Raw genomic sequence first — 20,021 nt, forward strand, 5'->3', positions numbered from 1 at the left:
CGGGTGACCGCGATAAGCGGTCACTGCTACCTGCCGTCATGCCGGTCCGGGTTGCGCATCCGCAAGGCCCCGTCGAGTCGGATGACCTCCCCGTTTAGCATTTTGTTGTGGACGATGGCCGCGGCCAGCTCAGCGAATTCGTCACCATGCCCCGCACGCCGGGGGAAAGGCACGTCGGCAACCAGGTGCTCCAGTGTCTCGTCGGGGATGTTGTCCAGCAATGCGGTACTGAACATGCCAGGAGCGATGCTCATCACCCTGATCCCGTGCACTGCAAGTTCGCGGGCAAGCGGAAGGGTCATAGCTGCCACACCGCCCTTGCTGGCTGCATAAGCAGCCTGGCCCGAAAGGGCATCCCACGCTGCGATCGAAGCGGTCGTAATGAGGACCCCCCGTTCTCCGTCCTCCAGTGGCGGAAGCGTCTGCATGTGCTCCGCGGCCAGCCGAATGCTGTTGAAGGTGCCTGTGAGGTTCACGGCGATGACGTCGGCGAACCGTTGCAGCGGCAGGGTTCCCCTGCTGGGGCTCAGCACTGCGCCGTTGCCGAGGACCCCGGCGCAGTGGACGAGGATCCGGATCTCGCCGCAGGCGCTAGCCGCCTGCTCGAATGCCGCCTCCAGCTCATCAGCGGACGTAACATCTGCAGCGATAACAGCTTTCAGGTCCGCCCCGATGTCCTTCAGCCCGTCAATATTCCTGTCGATGGCCACCACGTCGCAGCCCTCGGAGAGGAGGCGGCGCAACGTGGCAAGTCCGAGACCCGAACCTGCCCCCGTGACAATTGCGGCCGTTCCCTTTAGTTCCATATCTATCTCCTTTGAAAGACAGGGGGATGCATGAGCCTCTACTGAGCGGGCTGCGCTGTTGCGGTCCGTTCCTTCAGGCCCATGATGGCCCGAGCTTCGGAAGGCGTTGCGACCCGGCGGCCGACGACTTCCGCTAGCTGCTGCGCCAAACGGAGAGCCTCAAGGTTGCTTTCAATGCGGTCATCGCGGTGTGGCCACTTGAAATAGGTGTCTTCCATGCCGACGCGGATGTGCAAGCCCATGACGGCGGCCAGGGTGGCCAGGTACGTCGAGGCCCGGCCGGCGGCGCAGACCATGATCACAGCCTCCGGATCGACGTCGCGGATGGCTTCAACAGTACGGGTAAGGCCGGAGATCATCTGGCGCGGGTTCTCCATGGGGCTGCATCCCGGCAGGGCAGGGAGGACCAGCCACACTGCACCGCTCTTCAACAGTCCCGATTTGAACAGGTACCTGTCGGCGTTGGAAACGTCGGCATCGGTGTAAACAGCGATTTCCGGCACCGATCCTGCTTCAAGGATCCTGCGGGTCTTTTCCAACAGGATCGGAGTGGGCTTGACGAAAAGGGAATCGCCGACGTAGGTGGCAGTGGTGTTAATGGGGGCTGCATCAAGAAGCCCGGACTCAAGTACCTGGTTCATCTTGTCCCATTCACCATCCAGCGCCGGGACCAAGCAGGCGTCCACGGGCACATCAGGAAACTCATCGTGCAGGGGCTGGATTACGGCTTCAAAGCGTTCCGGGGACAGGACATTGTAGCCGTCATCGTCACGGACGTGGATATGCACGGCACTGGCACCGGCAGCAGCGACCTCACGGGCCGAAGCCAGAATGGCCTCGGTGGTCAGGGGCTGGTTCGGGTTCTGGTCGTGGCGGAAAAATGCCCCAGTAATGGCTACGGATACAATCATTTCCTGCGGCACTTCGCTCCACGGCTCAGAAATCGGCGCATCGTGGAAACACGTGGATTCCAGGTCCATCACCGTCGGGATGCCGTACGGCCGCCAGATCATCTTTTCGTTCTCACGGGAAACGCCTTTGGACACCCGATTCCAGTCAATGTTCGCCATGATGCTCCTTTGCTTCACGAGGGGGATCGTCGACCTACGCCTGGGCGACTCAAACTAATTGAACATTAGTTTAGATAGCCCGTCAATGGTCGATGGCGAATGTCCGGACGCCGTCAGCGGCCGGGTTCCTTGTGCCTCGTCGGCCGGGCCGGGGGCTATCCTGTACTTGAACGCATGTTCGGTTAGAAACAAAAGGAAGCAATGTTATGACTCTTGACGCAATTGCCGAAGAGGGCTTGCAGGGGGTAAGTGACGAGCTCTCATCGCTGATCACAGGCTTGACTGAGGCCAGCGCGGGGTCAGTTGAAGAGCGAAAGGACACCAGGGAGAGGCTCCTCGCTGCAGCTATGCCGGCTTTCGCCTCCGACGGCTTCAAGGCAACTACCATACGGTCCCTGGCCGCCGCCGTGAAAATCACCCCGGGGGCCGTCTACGCGCATTTCGACTCCAAGGAAGCGATCCTTTCTGCAGCCCTCGCCAGGGCTTACCGGAAGTTTCTGCTGGACGTGGTGGTCCCTCAGGATTCGCCAGGCCGGGATGCGCGACTGAAGGGCCTATGCCGGAGGCATATCAAGTTTCAGATGGAGAACCGCGCCGTCGCCGCGGCAAGTGACACCCTGCTCATGAACGAGACCATTCTGCAGGTTGTCGACCCCAACACTGTCGCCCTCCTAAGGCAGGCCAGAGCCAGCTACTACGAGGCGATTCGCGCTGAAGTTGCCCAACTAAGAAGCGAAAACGCCGCTGCCCGTACGGAAATTCAGGCACGAGCAATCCTCGTCCTCTGTGACTCAGCAAGTGCTGAACCTCGCCCCGAAACGGCATCACTCGATCCGGAAACGGTAGTCAGAGAATATCTCCAGGTCATCTGGCACATTCTCGGACACTAGGAATCACCGACACCCGTCTTTGCTGACTCCGGCCTGCTCAACGTGAAGTCGGCGCTGGGCGTCGCCAGGTTCAAGGGCTCACGCGTCCATGGACGGTTCGCACCAGCCTCACGAAGTATTCGGACCGGGCAAAGCCCCTGTGGACGGGAAGCGAAATCGCTGTCGCCCGTTCCTCTCCCTGCATCGCACTTGTGCGATCGTGGGGCACGCAAAGCAAACTGCATCAGGCCTGGCATGCCGACAGCCCAATTTCCAGGCACCAGCCGAACTCCTGCTTCCCCGGCCATCAGCTCCAAGGATTCCCAGCGCCTTGCCTGGCGGGAGGACGGTGATCAGTAACCCTCATGTCCGCGAGGGCTAGGCGGAGCAATCGATGAGTGCTAGTCTCTAAACAACTGTTCATTTATGTTGATTTTTAGGATGAGTGTCGTGCCAATAGATGATTCCCTTTCTGCACCCTCGGGTCTTCGGGGGGAGCGCGTGGAGTTCTCTGTCGAGGAGGCAACAGTCCGTGGAACTTTCTACTCTCCAGATGCTTCAAGCAGCCCGTGGCCGACCATAGTTTTGGCGCACGGTTGGGGCATGGTCTCCGGCGGAGACTTGGAAGAGTATGCCGCCGCCTTCGTAGATGCCGGCTTTGGTGCTTTCACCTTCGACTTCCGCAATCTGGGCGCCAGTGGCGGAGAGCCCCGGCAGGAAATTGATCCTTACCGTCAGGTTGAGGATTTCCGGGGAGCTATCAGTTATGTTCGGTCCCGGGGTGATGTCGACGGCGAGCGTATCGGCCTGTGGGGCAGCAGCTACAGCGGCGGACATGCCCTGGTGGTTGCAGCCATAGACCGGCGGGTGAAATGTGTTGTTTCCCAGGTTCCAACGATCAGTGGCTGGCAGGCGGCGCGGCAACGTACTTCGGCCACAGACCTTATTGCCCAGCAGCAGTGGTTTGAAGAAGACCGGGAAGCGCGGTTCCGCGGCGAGCCGGCCCAGTCCATTCCTATGATCAGCGCAGATCCACATGCTGCTGTTGCCTACCCCGGTCCTGACTCCTATGAATATATGGGGGGACAGTCCGAGGTCTGTGACACATGGAGAAACGAGGTGACGGTACGATCTCTTGAGCTTGCCCGAACCTATGAACCCGGCACGTACGTTACCAGAATCGCCCCCACGCCTCTCCTCATGATCGTCGCAGACTCGGATGTCACCACCCCATCCGGACTACAGCAGGAGGCATATCAAAGGGCCCACCATCCCAAACGACAGCTGTTGGTACCCGGTGGCCACTACTCCGTTTACACGGACCATTTTGAACAGACCCGCAAGGCCGCGACGGATTGGTTTAAACAGCACCTCAGTGGACCCACCCCACTGTGGACCGACAACTCAGGCTCACTGGACATGGAAGGTGCCGTACGATGACCGCGCCGCAGGCTAGAACTCAACAATTTGAAAGCCACACAGTCGTCGTAACGGGTGCTAACGGTGCCATTGGCGCCGCTGCAGTCGAAGCTTTCGTCAACCAGGGCGCTTCAGTTTTCGCCGTTGACCGGGACACTCCCCGGGAAGCGAACAACGGAAGGGACTCAGTTACCAGCATACAAATCGACATCACCGATATAGACGCTGTTGCGGCCTTGGCAGGTGAGATTGTGGCGCAAACCGGACGGCTGGATTGCTGGGTCAACAACGCGGGAATGCTCAGGCGGTCCCCGGCAATCGATATCACTGCTGAGGCCTGGGACCTCACGATGGGAGTGAACCTGCGCGGCGCCTTCTTCGCAGCACAGGCCGCCGCGCGGGTAATGATCAAGATCGGCCAGGGAACCATCATCAACGTCTCCAGCTATGCGGGATTGAAGGGCAGGCCGAACTGTGCCGACTACGCCGTGTCAAAGGCGGGCATCTCGCACCTGACTTCATGCCTCGCCGTCGAATGGGGTCCACTGGGACTGCGGGTCAATGCGATTGCCCCTGGCTACATCGAAACTCCGATGAGCAGTTGGATGCGGTCTTCGTCGGAGGTCTACGACGAATACATGTCGCGGACACCAAGCCGACGGCTCGGAACACCAGAAGAAATAGCCTCTGCCATGGTGTACCTGGCATCAGACGCTTCGTCGTACGTCAACGGACACACCCTGGTCGTGGATGGGGGCATTTCACTCGCTTAACGTTCCTCGATCCAAACCGCCCCGTGATCGATAGGCAACGTGACGGCCCAGCCCCGAACGAAAGTGGGCTCGATTCGCCAACCTTCATCAGGTCATCGTGCAGGATCCGAGCCCGGGCATCTACTACTCCGTCCTGAAGGGGACGAGTCAAACGGTGCGACCAACAAGCCGTGGCCGCGCGGAGACAGGATTGGTCCTCGACGGCGGGGCCTCGATCGGTCACTTCTGCACTGCTCGACCCCGTTCACGATACTGCCGGACTTAGCCGCGACCACACCGCCGAGACGTCGGTGCGGCCACTATCGGGAGGTGGGGCAACTCCCGGGCCGCCTGCGACGTTGGACGCTGACCTGCACCAAGATCCACAAGGTGCTAAATCCATCCTGAATTTCTGCGACCCGACTTTCCGATTAATCAGACTAGTGCTTGCTTCGGTCTAGCCGTGCCCGTTCTACTAGTTAGACCATCCATGGGCGTCATCCTCGATTCAAGGCCATCCCTTCCGGCACGTCATATCGCATCAAGCTTGTGATTAGTGGACGGGTGTGGTCGCTGTCCAGGCTTGGGGGGAACATGCGGTGGGACAGGGGCGCCGGGGCGACTAAACGATTCCGATCAAAGCCACAGAACAGTTCTGGCAATCGACCGCACGAGTACTCGGCGGGTTCAAAGAGTGCAGGGGACTGCCCCGGGTTTTGTTGACTCCTTGACCTAGCGAGCCTGTGCTCGTGGAAGGATGTTGACCATGCCCACGGCTTATGGGGCGGAGTTCAGCCAGGCTGTTATTGATGTGGCTCTTCGGCCGAGATGCGCGAGCTGAAGAAGCGCAACCGTTTGCTGGAGCAGGAGAACGAGGTCCTGCGCCGAGCAGCTGCCCATCTGGCCAGGGACATCAACCCAAAATGACCACTACAGATCTACCCGCTGATCACGGATCTTGCCGCCGACGGTGGTCGATGGCTGTGGTGTCGGCCATGAGCTGGTCCCGAATACGGGCCGACTGGAAGTAGGCGACGAATTTCAGGGCGTCCTAATCGGTCGGGTAGTCATTGCTGCCCAGCATGACAGTCCAGAGCCGGTATGCGTCCTGGATCGCTGCCGCAGGAGGCCGGTTGCCACAGGAAACACTTTGAAGTTGCTGATCGCACGAGGCCATCGGGCTTGGGGCGATGCGTCGTAGCATGGGAGGAAGTTGAGATCAGGAACGTACGGCTGAATCGTTGGGGGAGGAAGATAGTGGCAGGACGGGAATGGTCGGTTCGCCCGGAAGAAGAGCACGCGAGAATCGTTTTGGAAGCCGAGCTTGGCTTGGGTCTCCGCCATTACGATGACGGCTCTGCGAACAACATGCCCGATCTCCTGTCCATGGAGGGACGGCACGTTGCTGAGGTGATCACTACTGTCCCTGGCAAGGCCCGGGAAGCGCGGCAGCATCTGACCGCCGTACCTGTTTTGGATCTACCGCACTGCGTTCGGGTTGCTGTGCCGTTCACGCTCTTGGGAATGACGGGTAAAAAGCGATGGCACGAGATCCAGGAAGAAGTCGTGGCGCTCACAGCGGCCGACTGTTGCAAGGAACACTGGCCGCCGTTAGCGGAGCATTCGTTGGGCCCCGCCAGGGCTTCAAACCCACTGCTTTTCCTTGGTGCGCTCGACGGTGGCGTCACGGCGTACTGCATTCAACAATGCCGGCATCCAGCCGACGGGCGCCACCGCGTCGAATGGTCTGTTGTGCACCGTCCTTCTTCAGTTGATCCTTGGCAGTTACTTGGACAGTCGCTGCAAAAAGCCAGGAAGCAGCACGGCGGAATCCAAGCGTTGGCCGAAAAGCTCAGTGGGTACCCGCACAAGCATCTGGTGATGTACCCGTTTGGGCCTCCGGAGAATCTGACAGCCGAGTTCAGTCACTACATGCCGCCGTCGAATGTGAACGATTTTTTGCCGCCCTTCCTGGATCCGCCTCTTTCGGACTTACATGTTTGGATTCTGTATCAGTACGGGAACGGCGACTACGAGGGTCGCCATCTGTGCGGCGGGCAATGGGCCAGATTTGGTACCAGCATCCCCAAAGTGGACGGGCAACTGGCTGCCCTTCTGCAGCAACTGCACTACGGTAACTCTCCTGAGGGACCAGGCGGAGGTATGTCGTAGCTCGGGGGCAGTGACAGGGTCTGCGTTCATGCCAGTTGCTCCCACGTACACCTGGAGGGTGACGCTTCGGGCCATGTCGATGCGGATCTGAAATGTGTTGTCGGCGCGCATGCGGGCGAGCCCGTCAGCTAACCGTTGTTCGCTGAGCCGCCAAGTCATGTCGCCGTCTGTTCGAACCGCTATGAACACGCGAAAGGAGGAAATCTGATGCCAATGTCTTGCTCGGCAACAGCCAGCACCGGCAACCAATGCGTACTTTCCGCGTGCCCCGCTGTGCGCTGCATCCCCATGCCAGGGACGTCGTCCAGCCGGCTAACCGTATGGGTAAAAAGGAGGTGTGCACAATGTGCACACCTTTGGCCCCGGACTGGCTCGTACAGCGGCCGGACTGCCCCGGATTCCGCAGGTTTCCGCGACTTCCCAGCAATGACAAGGCAGGGAATCGCGTTCGAGTCCCACCTCGGGCACGGCATAATCCCTCGTCAGAGGGGTTTTTGCTTTTAAGTGTGTACAAAGCTTGACACGTGCCTCTGATTAGTCGTCCCGGATGGTACCTGGCCGCCGGGTGCGGCCTGTTCAGTTTGGGTGGGGGAGCGGGTTCAGTGCCCTGGCTGGTGGGCGCTCCGCTGGCTGGGTTGTGGGGTCATTCAGTCATCCTTTGTGGGTGTTGCGGCGGCCCCTGTTGGCCGTTCACGACTTCATGGTCCGTGCATGTACCGATGACATGACTTTGACAAATGTTTTGTGAGATTCTGCTCCGAACTGGTCCAGTGTCAGTCAGCAACGATTGCCGGGTTGCCGGGTTTGTCCGGCCAAAGAGGGTGTGCACATTTTGCACACTTAAATCTGCTTTTCTAAGTGCAGGGTGCGCCTCGGATTGTTTGCTCACATACCTTCATTGGCGGGCATGCTTAGAACAACATGACTGGTCTTGGACGCAGCGGGTCTGAGCGGCCCGTCCAGGTCCTGGGGTATCTTTCCTGGGCCGGGGTGGGTGCTTGCGGTGCAGCCGGCGCGGAAGATCTGCGGGGCTTTCTGAGCGTGATGACGCGGCCATGGCGATAACCTGGTTAATGAGGGTGTGGGTTGAGTGTCAGGTGACGTTGCAGCACCCAAGCGGGTAGCGAGTATTGCCGGGACCAGCGACGCTAAAAGTGCAACAAGCTGTTGCACTCTTGACTGTTGCTGCGGTGCCTGCGCCGAAGCACGATCCGACCCAAGGAAGCACCGAGTGAGATGAAGATCCCATTAATGTCACGGGCTGTCAGGATGAGTAGGGGTGGTCACGCAACGTGCTGTTGAACCCGATCATGAATCGGACTTTGGAACGCAACGGGAACGCCCCGTCAAACTTCACGCAGCAGCTTGCTCGCTGGCAGCGCCTGGCCGTTCTGGTCGCACAGTTCGTCAGGCTGAAGTCTAAGAGCATGCACGGGACCCGTCCATTAACGCCTCCGCGGACCCTGTTCTGACCCGCGTTCACACCCAAACCTGATGTCGGGTTGGGGTGTAGTTGGCCAGACTCGTCACGTCTTTCCGGATACCGCTGAACCCGACTCCGGAAAGACGGTGCTCCTGTTTGGCTACGCCACGCAAACATGCTTTGGGGTGGAGAACAGTGTCCAATCAGGAAGCTCGCTGGCCCGTCGGGAGTTATCAAGAGATGCAGGCACGCCGTGAGACGGGCCGCCAGAAGCCACCTCGATATGTGGTCGAAATGGGGTCACCAACCCTGCACCTGATTAGCGTCTGAGGTGGAGGTGCTGCCAAGCGCGGCTATAATTGCGCCCTTCACACTGCCAAAGAATTGAACAAGATAGCGCAGATTCCTAGTAATGACAGGGTGATGACACTGGCCGCTAAGGCAGTCACAGTGGCGGCGGGGGGTTGCACGATGCCTTGATGGATGCCTTCGATGGCCCGTTGTAATCGTCGTTTCCGTCCCAGTCCGATTGCCACCGTGGTGATTGTGGCGGTTGCTATCAGGCATCCGGCGAACCAGCCGTGTTGGGGAAGCCAGCGTAGAAAGACGCCGGCCGACGCCATCATTGAAAGCATTGTCCGGTTCCACGCGAGGTCAGTTCGTTCAGGTTGCAGGCCGGGATCGTCGTGGCTCGGGCGGGTGGAGTCGGTAGTCAATGATGCCTTCTAGCGGATCGCCGCGAACGTGATCATGCCTGCGGCTACGCCGGCGCCACCCAGCGCTAAAAAAGGAGTGATAAGAGGTAGCGGCAAAGGTGCCTTCCGACGCATTGCGCGCTCGACGTTCAGCCATCTGAACAAGGACCCGGCACTGATCAGCAGTGCCATCGTGAGCAGAACGATGGAGAGGGTCTTCCGCAACTCCGGGGCAAACAGCCCGGACATGAATGCTTCGACCGCGACACCGCCAGCGAGCAGGGCCAGTGATGTTCGGATCCATGCCAGGAAGGTTCGTTCGTTGGCTAACGTGAAACGGGGGTCAGGCTCCGCGCCACCCTTAAGGAGCCAAGAAGAGAAGCGTGCTCTGTTTTGGAAGGGCTGGTCGGTGGGTTCGTTGATCACAGTTGAGTCTTCCATTTGTTCGCCAGCTCAGGCCGGTGGTTCCGGAGGCAAGGCTACGGTTCGGAATCCGCAGTTACCGCTGGAGGAATCAGGAGTGTTTGAGCTCCGGGATGACACTCTGTATCTGTTGCAATACGAGTCGTGACACAGATAGGAACCACCGCGCATCACGCGTCCTGCGCCGATGATTGGTCCTTGAGGATTTGTCGCGGGCGAGTTCTGGTAGTAGCCCGGCAAGAACCAATCGGCGCACCATTCCCATACGTTCCCGGCGACGTCGTAGAGCCCATACCCGTTGGCGGGGAAGGATTTGACGGGTGATGTCCCGGCAAATCCGTCCTCGGTGGTGTTTTCGATGGGGAAGGTGCCCTGCCAGATATTGCAGAGGTGTTCACCTGAGGGGCCGCGGAGGTCGTTCCCCCAGGCGTAGCGTTGGCCCACCAAGCCTCCTCTTGCTGCGTATTCCCATTCGGCCTCGGTCGGAAGACGTCGTCCTGCCCAGCGGCAATATGCGAGGGAGTCGTTGTGTGAGGCGTGTACAACGGGGTGATCCGCTACGTGCTTCCAGTGTGATGCGGGCCCGGCCGGGTGGGCCCAGTCAGCCCCCTGGATGTTTAGCCACCAGGGAGCGCCGGAGGCAAAGCCAAGAATGCTGGAACGCGGCGCACGTTTGAGGAGGTGGAAAACGGCCGAGGATCCGAAAATTTCGGCATCCGTGCGGTATCCCGTGTCGGCCACAAATTCGGCAAACATGGTGTTGGTGACGGCGGTGGAATCGATGCTGAAGGCATCTATGTGAACTGCGTGTACTGGCCTTTCTCCGTCGCTCGAATAGCCCTCATCAAAGGCATCGCCCATCAGGAAGGTTCCAGCGGGGATGCGCACTTGTGGCGGACGCTCTGCAAATCGGCCTGCCGCTCCGGCAAGGGGCGGTTGCCCAGCGGTTAGTGTTGCATTCTTGCGGGACGGGGCGCAGCAGCTTTTTCCTATGGACTGCGATCCGGATCCGGTCACCATCATGGTTCCTCCGTGCACTGATATGAAATGTCTCTGCCGGTAGTAGCGATGAGATGCTCCGGCGCTTACTAACTGGAAAAATTCGCAGACGTCGTTGGCTGGTCAAGGGAGTGGATGATGGACGGTTTGAAGATGCGGCGCGGACCTACGCTCCTGGTTGCCCGCTGGTTCCGGCATGCCCGGTGCAGGGCCCTTTGAAGCCGTTCGCTTTTCGATGAGGCAGCGCAAAAGTTCATCATCGATGATCGTTTCTTCGGTGTTGTAATTTCGAACGGCGGCGTCGATCCGGCCTGCAGCTGTCTCCAGCAACCGGTAGCGGGTGTGAATACCCTCAGCGCTGGCCGCGACAAGCCCGTGGCTGCGCATTCTTGTCAGATCGTTGGATACGTGACCCTGTGTACAGTGAAGCAGCCGAGCCAGTTCGGTCGGGGTGAGAAGTCCGTGTTCCTCCAGGAGTAAAGCAATTTTTAGGCGGTTCTTACCGCTAAGGACTGGCATGACAGTTGGTTTCATTGCGCTTCAAGCCCTGGGACTGCAGTTCTTCACAGACGTCATGAGGGCGGGCCTTTCACTAAGAACGAGGTATCCACGTCTGATTTTCCTTTCCAAGGTGCGGTCATCAGGCTATGTAGGTCCCGGATCCCTGCTTGCGATGCACGAGATGGTTGTCTTCCAAGCGTTGAAAGGCATGCCGGACTGTTCCGAGTGAGACTCCCAGTTCCCGTGCGAGTTCCCGCTCGGTCTTGAGCTTGTCACCGTGGTTCAGATGGTTCAGCTGTATCTCTGCGGAGATAGCCTCGGCGATTTGAAAGTACAACGGCACCGGTGAATACTTGTGGACTCTGATCTTCAGGTCCTGGGCTTCTTTGGCCGGCGTAAGGCATCCTGTTCGTGGTGCTGGCGCGCTCATCATGACTGTGGGCTGGATCTGGATGGGGCGATTTTGCGCTTGGGAGCAATGTACCGAACAGATTCCAGCTCCCGGCCCAGCACCTGTGCCACTTCGGGTTGGTCCGAGTGTTTGTTATCGCGTTGCGAGATGTCTTCGGTCAGGTTGTAAAGGCCGGCTTCGCTGTCATCGTCCGGGTAGCCGCGTTCTGTGTGGAACCATTCAGGTTCCGTATTTTCTGAACAGGGCGGCGAGTCGATGAAGACCCATTCGTCCTTCCGGATGGAGAACTTCCCGTTACGCGAGTGGCCGACTAGTGAGCCCCGCAACGGCTGGTCAGCGTTGCCTTGCAACAGAGGCAGCATGGAGATGCTGTCCCGGCCGGCTGAGGAAGGCAGCGGGGCGTGGAGTATGTCGGCGCACGTGGCCATAAGGTCCATGAGGCTGACCAGCTCACTGCATACCGTGTTGCTCGGAATTGTGCCGGGCCATGAGGCAATGAAGGGGACTCGGTGGCCTCCTTCCCAAACGTCATGCTTGATCCCCCTGAGATCTCCCATGCTGTAATGCCCGGTGCGCCGGGCGCGTTCGAAAGCCCCCTCATCGTCCTTGGTGCCCAGCTCAGGTCCGTTGTCGCTGGTGAAGATGAGCAGTGTGTCATCGGCCAGTCCTGAGCGCTCCACCGCGTCCAGGACCTGACCAACAAGCCAGTCGATTTCGGAAACGAGGTCACCGTAGGGGCCGATGCCGCTGCGACCTCTGAATTCTGGCCCCGGGCTGACGGGGGAGTGGGGAGCGGTCAGGGAAAGGAAGAGGAAGAACGGATTTTTCCCTATCGTGCTGGCATCGCTGCTGTGTGACTCGACGTACTCCACGGTCCGCCGTGTGAACTCCGGAAGCATCGCTTCGTGGGACCAGTTTTCAACGGAGGGACCGATGTCACCGTAGATGACGGCGGATTTGGGCCTAGTCGGCTGAGCAGTCAGCCGGTCGTCCTGGAACCACGAATAGGGCGGGTAATTTGGTACGTCTACACCGAAGTAGGTGTCGAAACCATGCTCAATGGGACCCCCGGCGATCGGTGCAGAGAAGTCAATTTCTTTCCAGAATTCGTCCCGGCGCAGCTCAACTTCAGGGGTGTCGATTGCATAGGGCAAAACCTGGTTGGGGCTTCGACCTGTGGTTGTTGGCCAGTTCCAGCCCAGATGCCATTTGCCGATGCACGCCGTGTCGTAACCCTGAGACTTCAGGAAACTGGGGACGGTGACTTCGCCATCCTCAAAAACGGGGCCGTCCCACCGGCAGATCACCCCGGACTTGAGGCGGGATCGCCAGTTATATTGGCCACTGAGCAGACTGTAGCGGCTGGGAGAGCAGACCGATGATGTTGCGTGGGCGTCGGTAAAGCGCATGCCCTGTGCTGCGAGTCGGTCAAGGTTGGGAGTGGGAATCTGTGATCGGTTGTTGAAGCACGGCAGGTCTCCGTACCCCATATCGTCGGCGAGGATATACACAATGTTTGGTCCTGGCATTGGGCTTAACCTATCTGGCTGGAGCTGCGTTGCTCCTGATGTTTTGTTCGTCCAGTCCGAGCCGTTCATGGCACGCACTAGGGGAGGCGGTACGCCCATCCCGCTGGCCGTCCACCGGGGGTGTCGGCGCTACGGGAGTGCTGCCCTCTTTTCAAGTGTGGGCAACGGTGACACCGGCACTAGCTAGTGCGACGGTCTGCGGATAAGCCTGAACTTCATGACATCCGAACGGTTGTAGATCACACTATGCATAAAGGGCCGTTCCTCGTCTGTGAAGTTGAGCTGGGTTAGCTTCAGGAGCGGGGTGTCTGGCTTGATATCAAATACTGTTGCGAGTTCTTCGGAAGCGGGTACGACGTCCAGGTCACCGTCCTGAAGGAGCACAGGGCACCGGGCCTGTTCCTGGAGGAGGTGAATCATGTCCACGTCAATGTCTTTGAGTGGTTCAAGATCGAGAGCGACGCCGTTGATGCTAACGGGCAGCGTGTCAGTGATTTTTACTGCACGAATGCCGTCGACCGAGAAGACCCTTTCGACTTTCCACGCTTCTTCGCCGTCTTCCAGCGCAATCAGCGACGAGATGTCTCGCGAAGGCACTGATCGGGTCAACACGAATTCGGCGATGGCTGGCTCGTGCCCGGATGCAAGGATCACGTCCCTGTGGGCTACGAGGTCGGAAAGACTCACCAGTACGGGCCCTCCTGTCTCGCGGATGAAGGTTCCGATGCCATGGCGTCGGACAACGATTCCCTCCTTCCATAGCAGTTGGAGTGCATCTCGAAGGGTTGTCCGGCTGACACCTAACTCGACGGCCAAGTCCTTTTCCCCTGGAAGCCTGTCTCCGGGGTGCAGGTCCTCGCCGATTCGCTGACGAAAGGAATCAGCGACCTGGGCGGCCAAGCTACGGCGCTCAAACATCGGTGAACTCCTTGGGGTACGTGTCGTTCAGGGGGCGGTCAACCGCATATTTGGAGAGCAGTGTTGCTCCTGCGCGTTCGTCCGTCATTCAGCACCGACCGGCAGTCCGAAAGTGGTGCCTGGCGCCGTCTCCTGTTGGTAAGGGACTGCCCAAGCATAGTGACTGCTTCTCATAGCGATACTCCTTCGTTGCTCTGTCATCAGCAATTTATGTGAACTCTATCACAGGTTGGACCTCTAGAGGTCTAATGTGTTAGCTTGTGAATAGCAGCTGTGACGGCTGCCACAAAAACAGATGCGGCGACGCAACATGGACGATCACAGACGATCCCATGTAGGTGCCACCGGCCTCCGAAATTTGAACCCCGATAAAGCGCAGTTAATGTCGCGACCCGCCCACGAGCCAGCAGGCCGAAGCAGTAAAGGGATTGGAATCATAGTGAAACTTCTGGAGAGAGCCCCAATCGGGCTCCATTTCGACGACGCAGCGCCGTTGCTGGCTGTCGAGAGTCTCAGCGTGGACTTTCGCCTACGCAACAATGTTGCGCATGCACTGAGGAAAGTAAGCTTCAGCCTCGAAGCGGGCGAGACGCTTGCCCTGCTGGGAGAATCCGGGTGCGGCAAGAGTGTCACGGCCAAAACCATCATGGGCATCCTGGACGTGCCGCCTGGCGAAGTAAAGTCAGGAAGCATCCGCTTCCATGGTGTGGACCTGCTGAAACTGCCCGAAAAGAAGCGACGCTCCTTGCGCAGCACGAAGGTAGCGATGGTCTTCCAGGACGCGTTGTCCGCGCTGAACCCTGTCTTTACGGTGGGTTTTCAGCTCAGCGAGATGTTCACCGTTCACCGTGGAATGTCCCGCCATGATGCCCGCCTCAAGGCAGTTGAGATGCTCGAAGCTGTGCGGATTCCGGATGCCAAAAGTCGCTTGGATGACTACCCGCACCAGTTCTCGGGCGGTATGCGTCAACGTGTAGTTATTGCCATGGCTTTGGCGTTGGACCCCGAGGTCCTCATCGCGGATGAACCGACAACAGCTCTTGACGTTACAGTCCAAGCGCAGATCATGTCCTTACTCGACGACCTCCGGCGCGATCGAAATATGGGGCTAATCCTCATAACCCATGATATGGGCGTGGTGGCGGAGATAGCAGACCGGATTGCCGTGATGTACGCCGGTCAGATCGTCGAAAGCGCCGACGCTATCGATGTCTACCGCCGGCCCGCCCACCCGTATACGAAGGCCCTCCTGGAATCCATCCCGCGACTGGACGACAGAGGTACGGAACTGGCTGCGATCGGCGGGCTGCCACCTGATCTAAGTAGGCTCCCCGCAGGTTGCTCGTTCGCGCCACGGTGCCGTTTCGCCCGCGAAGAATGCCGGGTAGACTCACCACCTCTTTACGACATTAGCTCTGAACGCAGCAGCCGCTGCCACTACTGGGAAGCGGTCGTGGCCTCATGAAAACGACCCATCCACACACCCTCGCCGACCACCAGGCCTTCCAGGATTCACCCGCAACGGTCCTGCGCACCTCGGGGCTCCAGATGCACTACCCGATACACACGGGAACGATCGTGAGGCGGCTGAGTCATTCAGTGAAAGCCGTTGACGGAATAGACCTGGAACTGCGGGAAGGCGAGACGCTCGGACTCGTCGGCGAGTCCGGCTGCGGAAAATCCACTCTTGCCCGGATGCTGATGGGCCTGGAGCATCCCACCGCAGGCAGTATCTCCGTCCTCGGCCACGAAATCGCCGGCCTCGGAGCGAAAGCGATGCGCCGGCACCGCCGGGACATCCAAATGGTCTTTCAGGACCCGTACACGTCCCTGAACCCCAAAATGACTGTCGGACAGATCGTTATTGAACCCTTTGAGATCCATTCCGATCTGGTGCCAGCAAAGGAACGACGGGCAAGGGTCCGGGAACTGCTGGAGCTCGTGGGCATTAACCCGGACTACGCAAACCGGTACCCGCATCAATTCTCCGGCGGACAACGACAGCGGATTGGTATCGCACGGGCCTTGGCCCTGAATCCGAAAGTCCTCATCTGCGACGAACCGGTCTCAGCCCTGGACGTCTCTGTCCAGGCACAGGTGATGAATCTGCTTGCCGAACTGAAAGACCGGCTTCAGATGTCGTACGTCTTCATCGCCCACGATTTGTCCGTTGTTCGGCACATCTCGGATCGGGTAGCGGTGATGTATCTGGGCAACATTGTTGAGATCGGCGACGCGGATCAGATTTACGAGCATCCGACCCACCCTTACACTCAGGCTCTACTTTCGGCCGTGCCCATTCCTGACCCAAGCGCACGCGGCAACAGGACCAGAATCATCCTCGAAGGTGACCCGCCCAGCCCTTCCAACCCGCCCTCGGGTTGCAAGTTCCGCACCCGTTGCTGGAAGGCGCAGGATATCTGCGCCGAGAAGGTCCCGGCGTTGATCCAACGTGACGACTCGCCGCATCCTTCGGCCTGTCATTTCGCAGCACCCCTGGCGACGCCGGTCATCTAATCCACCATCGGCAGACGCCACCTCATCTCACCGACTAAATCTCACCGACTCAACGAGGAGTTTCAACCATGAAAGAATCGAACATCTTCCGCTCCGAGGCAGCTCTTTCCCGCCGCGGCTTCATCGGTTTCACGGCGACAGCCGGAACCCTTCTTGCCCTCACTGGATGCGGCCCCTCGGGGGGAGCCTCCACCGCCGGCAACAGCAATGCGCTCAAAAAGATCGTGATCGCAACCTCGGCGGACCCCCAGCCTCAGTTGGTCATGCAGGCCAACCAAACAAACTGCCCGTGGCAGCGACTGGTCTTCAACCACCTGACAGACCTTGATACCAGCGGAAAGCCCCAGCCAGTCCTGGCCCAAAGCTGGGAAACCAGCGCGGACGGACTGACCACGACGCTGAAGATCCGTCAGGGAGTCAAATTCCATGACGGCAGGGAAATGACCGGAGAGGACGTCGTCTTCTCGCTGAACCGGGCAAAGGAAGAAGCCGCTGGCTGCCAGTTGCGCTCGGTGGCCAATCTGATCCAGGAAGGTTCTGCTTCGGGGAACACCGTCACTCTCAAGCTAAGCAAGCCCACGAGCCAGCTGTTCGACCTGTTCCAACTCGTTCCAGTTGTGGACCAGAAAACACTGGACGGTCTTCAAGGCGGCAAGCAGGTAGTCGGTACCGGGCCTTACAAGTGGAAGAGCTTCAGCCCGGGTGCCTCCGTCCAGCTTGAGAAGAACCCCGATTACTGGGTCAGCGGCGCCCCGCACTTCGAAGCAGTCGAAATCGCCATCATCACCCAATCCCAGGCCCTGATCGCCGCCGCCCGGTCCAACCGGTCCCAAATTACCCAGGGCTTGAGTCCGTTGGATCTGTCCACCATCTCCGGAGGCGACGTCCAAACCCCGAACAGCGGAGGTATCGAAGCCTTCGTCGTCGGTTTGGATGCCAGCACGGCGCCGTTCAACAATCTCAAGGTTCGCAAGGCAATAGCCAAGGCCATCGACAGGAACCGCATCAACGATCAGGTATTCAAAGGCTCTGCTGAAGTCAGCAACCTATGGTGGGGAAAGGGAACCCCCGGTTGGGATGAGAAGACGGCAAATACCTACACGTACAAACCGGACGAAGCCAAGAAGGAGCTCGAGGCACTGGGTCTGGCGGGCACAGAGGTTCCATTCACGGTCAATTCCGGAGACCTCGTGGCCCGTGCCATCCTGGACATTGTCAGGAACAACTTCGAAGCAGCCGGCTTGAAGGCTACGCCAAATGTCATCGAAACCACAGACTTCGTCGCCCGCAACTCCAAGGGCGCCCTGGGCCCGATGTTCCTGCACCGGACAGGATTCGGAAGCCTTTCACCGGCAACGACAGCAACTGCAACAGCACATCTGCGTCCCAACGGCGGCACCCATTTCACAAGCCCGGAGTATGAACGGCTCATCTCCGCTGCCCAATCGGCCAACCAGGATAACGTCGCCGCCGCCAACGCTGCACTTGGGGCCTACATGGTGGACCAGGCCTTCAACCTCGCCCTTGTCCAGCGGGCACCGGCCCTGGCAGTCAATAAGTCCATCAAAGACTTCAAGACAACGAACGCGTTCCAGTACATCATCCTGGACCAGACAACGGCTGGGTAACGATGGGCAACTATCTGATACGCCGCTTGCCGGCGATGCTCGTGACGCTGTTCGCCGCGTCCATCCTCATCTTCCTCATCCTCCGTCTCGCCCCCGGCAGCCCCGCAGCCACCATTGCAGGACCTGATGCCAGCGCAGAGCAGATCCACGCCGTCGAAGAAAAGCTGGGGCTCAACGCCCCACTGCCCCAGCAATACGGAACATGGCTTATTGGACTGGTCACCGGCAATCTCGGCGTTTCGATCATCAACGACCAACCGATCACGACACTTATCGGCAGCAGGGTCGAGAGCACCCTGCTGCTGGCTCTCGCGGCCACGGTCCTTATGAGCCTTCTAGGAATAACACTTGGCGTGCTGGGCGGTTCCTCCCGCTCAGCACGGCTCCGGTCCTACCTCGATGCTTTCTACTCCGTCCTGCTGAGCCTTCCCACCTATGTCACCAGTGTCCTCCTGCTGGTCCTCTTCGGTGTCCTGATCCCCGTGCTGCCGATCAGTGGAGAAGCGACCTTCGAAGACGGCATCGGGGAAGTGCTCACATACCTCGTCCTCCCGGCCACCGCATTAGCCATCCCGCATGCAGCCGTCATCGGACGACTCCTGCAAAACAGCATGCAGGAGGCCATGCACGAGGACTACGTCCGCTTCGGCATCGCCAAAGGCCTTTCCCGGGCACGCATCCTCTGGCTACACGTCCTCCGCAATTCCATGGGCACCGCGATTGTGGCCATCGGCATCCGTTTCAGCGGACTGCTCGGCGGTGCCGTCGTCGTTGAGGCGCTCTTCAGCCGCAACGGTCTCGGTCAACTCATGATCGGCAGCGTCCTTTCACGCGACTACGTCGTGGTTCAGGACCTCATTATGCTCGCTGTCGCCATTGCCGTGATCGTCCAGGCTCTCTCCGAAGTTGCGCTGGCCAGCATGGACCCGCGCATCCGACTGAGCTGAACGAAAGGCAAACCCCACGCATGACTGCACCAACAGCCCACACAGCCGAAGACCTCGAACGTGGCCAAAGTATCGGCGGCAGGATTCGAGCCAGTGCCCTGCTGGGCACGTCCCGAGGCCTGGTCTCCACCATCCTCGCTGTCCTGATGATCGCCATCGCCATACTTGCCCCGGTCATCGCCCCCTACAGCTCTGACCAGCAAGGCGCCCAGTCCTTCCTTAGCCCCGGAGCCGGGAACCTGCTTGGAACCGACGAGTTCGGCCGCGACATCCTCTCCCGAGTCATCTTTGCCGTGCGCCTTGACCTGGTCCTTGCCGTGCTCGCGATTCCCGTCGGTGCCATCATCGGCACGCTCCTTGGACTGTCGGGGATCTGGGCGAAATCTCTGGGACAGGTCTCGGCCCGCGTCTTCGATCTGATCCTTGGCTTTCCCACCTTGATCCTGGGAATCGCGGTAGCGCTTCTTCTCACCCCGGGCCTTCCGGCGGTCGCTGTGGCGATCGCAATCATCAACATCCCGGTGTTTGGCCGGCTCGCCCGCGGTGGGATGCTGGCCCAGCTCAACCGCGATTACGTCATGGCGGCAAAGTCACTCGGCGCATCCAATACGCGTATTCTCCTCAAGCAGGTTCTGCCGAATATCCGCGGAGCCCTCCTCGTGCAGTCGGCGATCTCCATCGCCGACGCAGTCTTCATCGAAGGCGGCCTCAGCATCCTCGGACTGGGAGTCCAACCCCCGACGCCATCCCTCGGCGGATTGGTCCAAAGCGGACTGCCATACATCACCACCTCCCCGATGTACGTCCTTGGACCCACGATCGCCCTCGCCCTCATCATCCTCGGATTCGGGCTCCTCGCCGACACTCTGAACAACCGGTCCGAGACGTAGACCGGACCCACGGCAACCGCCCAATTCCTCCGGTCAAGTAAGGAGAGCAAG

Annotated in this window: 18 protein-coding genes; 9 read left to right on the plus strand and 9 right to left on the minus strand. The window is 59.5% G+C overall.

Annotated elements, in window-relative coordinates; translation table 11 throughout:
• Window positions 1-26 precede the first annotated feature (26 nt).
• Window positions 27-806, minus strand: a complete 780-nt coding sequence (locus AB4Z15_RS08060) for an SDR family NAD(P)-dependent oxidoreductase (RefSeq protein WP_442016862.1) — start codon at window positions 804-806, stop codon at window positions 27-29.
• A 38-nt stretch (window positions 807-844) separates the two neighbouring features.
• Window positions 845-1,876 (minus strand): 3-keto-5-aminohexanoate cleavage protein, encoded by a 1,032-nt coding sequence (locus tag AB4Z15_RS08065; RefSeq protein ID WP_442016863.1) that lies wholly within the window; start codon window positions 1,874-1,876, stop codon window positions 845-847.
• Window positions 1,877-2,082: 206 nt separating this feature from the next.
• Between AB4Z15_RS08065 and AB4Z15_RS08070 the strand changes: the two genes are divergently transcribed.
• The 4 genes from AB4Z15_RS08070 to AB4Z15_RS08085 all read left to right on the plus strand — a co-directional run bounded on the left by AB4Z15_RS08070 (window position 2,083) and on the right by AB4Z15_RS08085 (window position 7,088).
• Window positions 2,083-2,766, plus strand: coding sequence for a TetR/AcrR family transcriptional regulator (locus AB4Z15_RS08070; RefSeq protein ID WP_442016864.1), 684 nt, complete (start codon window positions 2,083-2,085; stop codon window positions 2,764-2,766).
• Window positions 2,767-3,195: 429 nt separating this feature from the next.
• Complete coding sequence (locus AB4Z15_RS08075; protein ID WP_442016865.1) at window positions 3,196-4,185, plus strand: alpha/beta hydrolase; 990 nt, start codon at window positions 3,196-3,198, stop codon at window positions 4,183-4,185.
• Window positions 4,182-4,937, plus strand: a complete 756-nt coding sequence (locus tag AB4Z15_RS08080; RefSeq protein ID WP_442016866.1) for an SDR family NAD(P)-dependent oxidoreductase — start codon at window positions 4,182-4,184, stop codon at window positions 4,935-4,937. Before AB4Z15_RS08075 ends, AB4Z15_RS08080 begins: the two co-directional genes overlap by 4 nt.
• Window positions 4,938-6,173: 1,236 nt before the next feature.
• Window positions 6,174-7,088: a hypothetical protein gene (locus AB4Z15_RS08085; protein WP_442016867.1), complete on the plus strand. Its 915-nt coding sequence runs from the start codon at window positions 6,174-6,176 to the stop codon at window positions 7,086-7,088.
• Window positions 7,089-8,879: 1,791 nt separating this feature from the next.
• On the opposite strand, the gene AB4Z15_RS08090 is transcribed toward AB4Z15_RS08085, so the two are convergent.
• The 7 genes from AB4Z15_RS08090 to AB4Z15_RS08120 all read right to left on the minus strand — a co-directional run bounded on the left by AB4Z15_RS08090 (window position 8,880) and on the right by AB4Z15_RS08120 (window position 13,988).
• On the minus strand, window positions 8,880-9,227 hold the full coding sequence (locus tag AB4Z15_RS08090) for a DUF202 domain-containing protein (protein WP_442016868.1): 348 nt from the start codon (window positions 9,225-9,227) through the stop codon (window positions 8,880-8,882).
• A gap of 9 nt (window positions 9,228-9,236) precedes the next feature.
• Window positions 9,237-9,647: a YidH family protein gene (locus AB4Z15_RS08095; protein WP_442016869.1), complete on the minus strand. Its 411-nt coding sequence runs from the start codon at window positions 9,645-9,647 to the stop codon at window positions 9,237-9,239.
• A 12-nt stretch (window positions 9,648-9,659) separates the two neighbouring features.
• On the minus strand, window positions 9,660-10,649 hold the full coding sequence (locus tag AB4Z15_RS08100; protein ID WP_442016948.1) for a formylglycine-generating enzyme family protein: 990 nt from the start codon (window positions 10,647-10,649) through the stop codon (window positions 9,660-9,662).
• 102 nt (window positions 10,650-10,751) lie between these two features.
• On the minus strand, window positions 10,752-11,147 hold the full coding sequence (locus tag AB4Z15_RS08105) for an ArsR/SmtB family transcription factor (RefSeq protein WP_442016870.1): 396 nt from the start codon (window positions 11,145-11,147) through the stop codon (window positions 10,752-10,754).
• Between the two features lie 121 nt (window positions 11,148-11,268).
• Window positions 11,269-11,562 (minus strand): GntR family transcriptional regulator, encoded by a 294-nt coding sequence (locus AB4Z15_RS08110; RefSeq protein ID WP_442016871.1) that lies wholly within the window; start codon window positions 11,560-11,562, stop codon window positions 11,269-11,271.
• Window positions 11,559-13,070 (minus strand): sulfatase family protein, encoded by a 1,512-nt coding sequence (locus AB4Z15_RS08115; protein ID WP_442016872.1) that lies wholly within the window; start codon window positions 13,068-13,070, stop codon window positions 11,559-11,561. Before AB4Z15_RS08115 ends, AB4Z15_RS08110 begins: the two co-directional genes overlap by 4 nt.
• Window positions 13,071-13,253: 183 nt before the next feature.
• Window positions 13,254-13,988 carry a GntR family transcriptional regulator gene (locus tag AB4Z15_RS08120; protein ID WP_442016873.1) on the minus strand — a complete coding sequence of 245 codons (735 nt, stop codon included), beginning with the start codon at window positions 13,986-13,988 and terminating at the stop codon, window positions 13,254-13,256.
• A gap of 439 nt (window positions 13,989-14,427) precedes the next feature.
• On the opposite strand from AB4Z15_RS08120, the gene AB4Z15_RS08125 reads away from it, so the two are divergent.
• The 5 genes from AB4Z15_RS08125 to AB4Z15_RS08145 all read left to right on the plus strand — a co-directional run bounded on the left by AB4Z15_RS08125 (window position 14,428) and on the right by AB4Z15_RS08145 (window position 19,970).
• The gene (locus AB4Z15_RS08125) at window positions 14,428-15,453 is read left to right on the plus strand and encodes an ABC transporter ATP-binding protein (RefSeq protein WP_442016874.1); all 1,026 of its coding nucleotides are present in this window, start codon (window positions 14,428-14,430) and stop codon (window positions 15,451-15,453) included.
• Window positions 15,450-16,505 carry an ABC transporter ATP-binding protein gene (locus tag AB4Z15_RS08130; protein WP_131134362.1) on the plus strand — a complete coding sequence of 352 codons (1,056 nt, stop codon included), beginning with the start codon at window positions 15,450-15,452 and terminating at the stop codon, window positions 16,503-16,505. The genes AB4Z15_RS08125 and AB4Z15_RS08130 overlap by 4 nt, the downstream gene beginning before the upstream one ends.
• Window positions 16,506-16,573: 68 nt before the next feature.
• Window positions 16,574-18,133, plus strand: coding sequence for an ABC transporter substrate-binding protein (locus AB4Z15_RS08135; RefSeq protein ID WP_442016875.1), 1,560 nt, complete (start codon window positions 16,574-16,576; stop codon window positions 18,131-18,133).
• Between the two features lie 2 nt (window positions 18,134-18,135).
• Entirely contained in the window at window positions 18,136-19,080 is a 945-nt protein-coding gene (locus AB4Z15_RS08140; protein ID WP_442016876.1) for an ABC transporter permease, read from the plus strand.
• Between the two features lie 20 nt (window positions 19,081-19,100).
• Complete coding sequence (locus AB4Z15_RS08145) at window positions 19,101-19,970, plus strand: ABC transporter permease (protein WP_442016877.1); 870 nt, start codon at window positions 19,101-19,103, stop codon at window positions 19,968-19,970.
• The last annotated feature ends 51 nt before the right edge of the window (window positions 19,971-20,021 follow it).

The sequence above is a fragment of the Paenarthrobacter sp. 2TAF44 genome (assembly GCF_052114885.1).
Taxonomy (GTDB): domain Bacteria; phylum Actinomycetota; class Actinomycetes; order Actinomycetales; family Micrococcaceae; genus Arthrobacter.